Source organism: Acidiplasma cupricumulans (assembly GCF_001402935.1).
Taxonomy (GTDB): Archaea; Thermoplasmatota; Thermoplasmata; order Thermoplasmatales; family Thermoplasmataceae; genus Acidiplasma; species Acidiplasma aeolicum.
In genome coordinates, this window is sequence record NZ_LKBH01000112.1 from 1 (window position 1) to 5385 (window position 5385).

The window sequence follows — 5385 nt, forward strand, 5'->3', positions numbered from 1 at the left end:
ATAGGCATAAGGGATGAGCACCGTGGTGAAACGGTAAAGGCTGTAATAGTAAGGAATGATAATACATTAACTGAGAATGATGTAATAAATTTCTGCAGGGATAAGCTTGCAGTTTACAAGGTGCCAAAAATCATAGAATTCAGGGATGAGCTGCCAAAGACACTTGTTGGTAAAATCGATAAAAAATTGCTGATAAATGAAAACCTTGACCGTATCATTCCAAAATGAAATTATATAAAAATTATATAATTAGCATTTTTTTATTTTTAATTAAAATTTAAAAAAATCATATTGCCAGTAAATTTTATTACAATCTACTGGGCAATCTGCTGAAGCTGCTGCATAAGCTGCTTTTCAACATGATCTGTCCACGCAATCTCGGGGACATCAACAACAATAAAAATCTCCGATAAAAATAAGGCCTCGATTGCCGTTACCCCAAGATTCTGGAGAAGCTTTCCAACGCCAACATGAACATGTATGCCATCATCCTGCTTTTCAAAGGTAAATGTTAATGCCCTGTCGGCTGCAATAATATCCCTTAAAATGCCAGCCTTCTGTGCCTGCAATATGGCCTTATTATCCTGCACATTGCTCTGAACCTTCCAGTTATTGTTTGTAAGGTAATTTGAGAAATCCTGCACAACAGCCTTTAAATCCTTCTGTGTGTTAAACACTCTCTCCTTTTTGAATATTTCCATAACATTATATCAAAATTTACTACTTAAATATTTAGTTTAAATTTTTATGTTATTTTCAGCTATTTTCAAATGTTTTCCATATAATTTTGTGAAATAAATGGTTATGATTAAAATTGAATAAATCAGCAGTATAATTTCAGAATATAAAAATGGAAATCCAAAATCAGAAAATGTATAATAGAAAGCTACAAGAATGATTATTGATGAAATTGATGGAAGCACGGCATCGGTCAGCATTGATTTTCTTACCCTGCTCAATCCCGTATTTGTTATTAAATGTATAATAAGTGTTGATAATGAGCTTACAGTTGCATACATAATAAACTCGTCTAAAAATCCGGAATATGAAAAATATAGATAAAATACTGCACCGGAAATTAATGCAGAAACAGTGAATATGATTGCAGTGAGGTAAAGCGCATTGTGCGGGACACTGTGACTGTTAAGTTTTAAAAACCTTTCCGGAAGGAATCCATCCCTGGCCATTGCGTATATGTTTCTTGTTAATGATGTTGCAATTGTATTAAACAATGTATAAATAATTATAATATTCAAAATGAAGAATATTAAATCAACAACACGGCCTGCATGGCTCTGTATCACCATAAATGACGGTATTAATAAATTGCTGAAATTATCCATGCTGTTTATCCCAAAGCCAACAACAAGGGCGTATGATATTAAAAGGTCGAGGACGCCAATTATAAGTATCATTGCCAGAATTGCAATGCCAATATTCCTTTTGGGCTCCCTTGCCTCCTCGCCAAGTGGAACAATTGATCCATACCCTGTGTATGCAAGGAAGCTTCCTGTTATAAAGCCGAGGAATAATGATTTATATCCTGACACGGGAGTGAATGGTATTATTGAATTATCATGCGATGTTATGATGATTTCCACAGATATTATCACAACAAATGCAATCTCAATGGAATTTAAAATTGTCTGCGATCTAAACGATGGCCTTAATCCCCTGTAAACCATATAAAATGATGGCATTATTAATAATGAAATAATTATTACAGAAAAATAGAATGGAATATTTATTCCGGTGATATATTCAAGAGCCGGATTAAAAATCATTATAAAGAACGAAAAAACAAACATCAAATTTGCAATCTGATAAAGTATATAAATATATGATGTAAAAAAACCTGTGCCATGCCCGAGGCTCATTGATGCATATCCATAATACCCACGGGCGGAGGCTGTTCTTTTTGAGAACTGGTACAATGTATTTCCTGTAAGAAGCGATGCCACCATGCCTATTAAAAATGCCAGGGGGCTTGCACCCAGTGCGAAGGCGGCCACGCTTATAATACCATCAAATGTAAATAATGGAGATAGCTGCCCCATTCCCTGAAAAATTAATCCTGAAAGTCCTAATGTATTTCTTTTAAGTTCATTATCCATGCATGTGTATTGCAACTTTTTATTTAACCTTGATGAAAAGTATTCATTAATGTTTATTATATATACATAATATATTTAAATAAATTATCCGCCACACAATAAATTTTTAATATAAATGAATGATAATTTACTGATTAAAATGTTTAAAAATATAGGAATTATAGGAGCAGGTGCAATGGGATCTGCCATAGCCGAGGTGTTTGCATACAATGAATTTAATGTGGTTTTAAAGGATGTTAATATGGATTTTGCCACAAGGGGCCTTAAGCACATAGAAAAAATTGTTGATGATTATAATTCCTATTATGAAAGGCTTCCAGAAAGGGAGGTATCCAGAATTGAGCGGATGGGATTAAAGCTTAGCCTGGAGCAGAAGGAAAAAATCAATAATTATTTCTCGCATAAAATAGACAAAAATGATCTGGAAAAAAGAATAAAAATTACAGATAAATATGAGGACCTTTCAAAATGCGATCTGGTCATTGAGGCAGCATTTGAAAAACAGGAAATTAAAAATGGAATATTTAAGGAGATTTCAGGATATTTATCTGATGATGCCATTATGGCAACAAATACCTCATCGTTAAGCGTTACAGAGATGGCATCATATTATAAGAATCCGAAAAAGGTAATATTAATGCATTTCTTTAATCCGCCATACACACTGCCACTTGTTGAAATCGCGCCATCAACACAGGGTTCTGATGATGCCGCAAAACAGGCCTATGACCTTTTGAAGGGTATGAAAAACCATAGAAACAATATGCAGCCGGTGATGACCAGGGATAAAACTGGATTTATTGTAAACAGAATTTTGCTGCAGGTAATTAATGAGGCCATAAAGGTCTATGATGAAAATATAGCCACAAAGGAAGATATAGATACTGCAATGAAATATGGTGCCGGATTCCCAATGGGGCCATTTGAACTTGCCGATTATGTGGGCCTTGATATTGTTTATGATGTTTTAAAAACATTTAAGGATGTTTACGGCGATAGATTTAATTTATCTGAAACATTGACAAATCTCATCAGGGCAGGTTATATGGGCAGAAAGTCTGGAAGGGGATTCTATGATTATACAAAATAATATTATTTTTAAATATTAAATTCCGGAAGCATGCATTGCAAAAAGCTTAATGTTTATGTTAAAATAAAAGTACATGGACTGTGATGATCTTGGATATATGGTAATTTACCGGAGAAATGGAACATATATTGAAATTTCACATGATGAAACCGTAAATTTATGTAAAAGGGCGCTTGAGGCCGGCATACCACTTCCCGAATTAATTAAAAAAGAGGTTATGCCAGATTTAAAGCTGATAAAGTTCCGGCATTAAAAATATATACTGAAAAATTAATATATTAATGAAATGATTAAAGCCTATAAATTCTTTATAGCATCATTAATTTCCTCGGTAATAATCTCCCTTATTTTTTATTTAATGAATGGGTCCATTTATATATTAATTCTGAACATTGCATTATACTTTATTATAATAACATCGATATTTATAATTCCATTCAGCATATACAATCATTTATCATACTCAAGTGCATTGAAGGGCTTAAGAAAATACAGCATTTCATCATTAAAAAATACCTATAATTTTTCTGATTCGTATTTTGTAATAATAAAAAATAATAATTTTGATGTGAATAAATCGGTAATGGAAAACAATGATATAGAGGCATTAATATGCATTAATGATACGTATCTATTATTCTTCCAGTCTGCCGATTTTAATATAATATCTGATGTTCCCTTTATTTCCCTAAAAATAAATGATATAACCGAAATTTCACAGAAAAATAAAAGCATATTATTTCCAGCGGTATCATATAACATTGAATTAAAATGCACATTTTTTGATTTAAAAACATATTATAATGCATACAAACTTTTAATCCTGCATGGAAAAACAGATAAATTTATAATAAATTTAATTAAAAAAAGAAATAATTTATTTATTTAATCAGAAGGTTACATCTGCAGTTGCAAATTTTGCCTTCTGTGTTGGTACGACCAGTGTTACCTTGTATTTTCCTGAGAGATTGTGGTGCAGGCTTGTTGTCAGGTTCATGTATATAGTTGCCTCATCACCGAGAGGAACGTATATCCCATTATATTGATTATATTTTACATTATCATGGTAATGGTATTTTGCATCAACAACCCTGTATATATCCATGCTTATATTCTGTGATGTTAATGTTATATTCTTTCCGGTTGTTACATTTGTTAATATTATCTCAGTTACCGCTGCCTGGTTTGGGCCATCAAGATCGGTCACATTAAACACCAGTATTGATCCAGATGTATTATTCATTGCATAAGGTGATCCCTGGAACTGCACATCAGGAACCTTTGAATCATTAAATAGCTTTCCATAGACATTTCCATATGCTATCTGTCCTGTTACCAGTGTGAATGCAACAACTATTATTGCAAATACAAGGGTTACCACCAGTATTTTACCTGTTGTTGTTTGCCAGTATTTATTTTCCTTTTTGTCATCATTTTTCACAGGCTTCATTTTTATCACCATAATTTAATCCATTTCAATATGGGTATGTTCTTTGATATTCCCCTGTCTCCGAATTTCTTGTAAAGGAAGTAGTCAAGTCCCATTGCCCTGCCGGCACCTATTAGCATTAACGTGAGTGAACCAGCAAATAATAGTATGCCTATCTGCCATTCATCTTCACATGTTGCGCCAAGCCAGAATGCAGGCTGGAATCCTATTGCCATCATTGCACCACCGAATGCCGCGAGCCTTGTCAGGAAACCCACAATTAAAAGTACACCTGCAGTTAGTTCAACGAATGAGAAGAATGTAATAAACGGTGCTGCAAATCCCGGATGTTCCAATGCGAATAATAAAAATCCCTTAAAAAATCCTGCATGTGGAAGGAATGATACCAGCTTGTTAAGAACAAAGGTAGGGGTTCCAACTGCAAGCTTTTGTGGTGCAAGAACTGCCTTTCTTAATCCGCCATCAAAGTAATCCCAGCCAACTGCAAATCTCAATATCCATGTATACAGGGTTGGGGTTACGATCTTTGTCTGGCCTCCAGACCATTTAAATCGACCTCAGCATTACTTGTATTTAACATTTTTTATCAGGCATTATATTGTATGAAAATATATAAATTTTTTCATATCTCTGATTATTTTTATGAAATCTTGAATAATTTATGAATTTATACATCTTTAATTTCCAAAATAAAAAAAAATAATTATATTTCATTATTTTTTATCTGAAAA

At 33.2% G+C, this 5385-nt stretch carries 8 protein-coding genes; 4 read left to right on the top strand and 4 right to left on the bottom strand.

All coding sequences use genetic code 11. The features are described 5' to 3' along the window. Window positions 1-228, top strand: a 228-nt coding sequence (locus AOG55_RS03385) for an AMP-binding enzyme (RefSeq protein WP_162216752.1), incomplete at its 5' end; no start/stop codon positions are given. Window positions 229-314: 86 nt separating this feature from the next. Here AOG55_RS03385 and AOG55_RS03390 read toward each other — a convergent pair. Next, window positions 315-701, bottom strand: a complete 387-nt coding sequence (locus AOG55_RS03390; RefSeq protein WP_055040889.1) for a hypothetical protein — start codon at window positions 699-701, stop codon at window positions 315-317. Window positions 702-737: 36 nt separating this feature from the next. Further along, window positions 738-2114 carry an APC family permease gene (locus tag AOG55_RS03395; RefSeq protein WP_055040890.1) on the bottom strand — a complete coding sequence of 459 codons (1377 nt, stop codon included), beginning with the start codon at window positions 2112-2114 and terminating at the stop codon, window positions 738-740. Between the two features lie 115 nt (window positions 2115-2229). Here AOG55_RS03395 and AOG55_RS03400 point away from each other — a divergent pair, with 115 nt between their 5' ends. From AOG55_RS03400 to AOG55_RS03410, 3 genes are all read left to right on the top strand, one after another. Beyond that, the gene (locus tag AOG55_RS03400) at window positions 2230-3204 is read left to right on the top strand and encodes a 3-hydroxyacyl-CoA dehydrogenase family protein (RefSeq protein ID WP_236688961.1); all 975 of its coding nucleotides are present in this window, start codon (window positions 2230-2232) and stop codon (window positions 3202-3204) included. 73 nt (window positions 3205-3277) lie between these two features. Further along, window positions 3278-3457 carry a hypothetical protein gene (locus tag AOG55_RS03405; RefSeq protein ID WP_055032269.1) on the top strand — a complete coding sequence of 60 codons (180 nt, stop codon included), beginning with the start codon at window positions 3278-3280 and terminating at the stop codon, window positions 3455-3457. Between the two features lie 33 nt (window positions 3458-3490). Then, window positions 3491-4093, top strand: coding sequence for a hypothetical protein (locus AOG55_RS03410; protein ID WP_055040891.1), 603 nt, complete (start codon window positions 3491-3493; stop codon window positions 4091-4093). Here the strand turns inward: AOG55_RS03410 and AOG55_RS03415 are convergent, their stop codons facing one another. Next, a complete protein-coding gene (locus tag AOG55_RS03415) occupies window positions 4094-4654 on the bottom strand; it encodes a TQO small subunit DoxA domain-containing protein (protein WP_162216753.1) in 561 nt (186 codons plus the stop codon). Window positions 4655-4659: 5 nt separating this feature from the next. Continuing rightward, entirely contained in the window at window positions 4660-5148 is a 489-nt protein-coding gene (locus AOG55_RS03420) for a TQO small subunit DoxD (protein WP_201779079.1), read from the bottom strand. Between the last annotated feature and the right edge of the window lie 237 nt (window positions 5149-5385).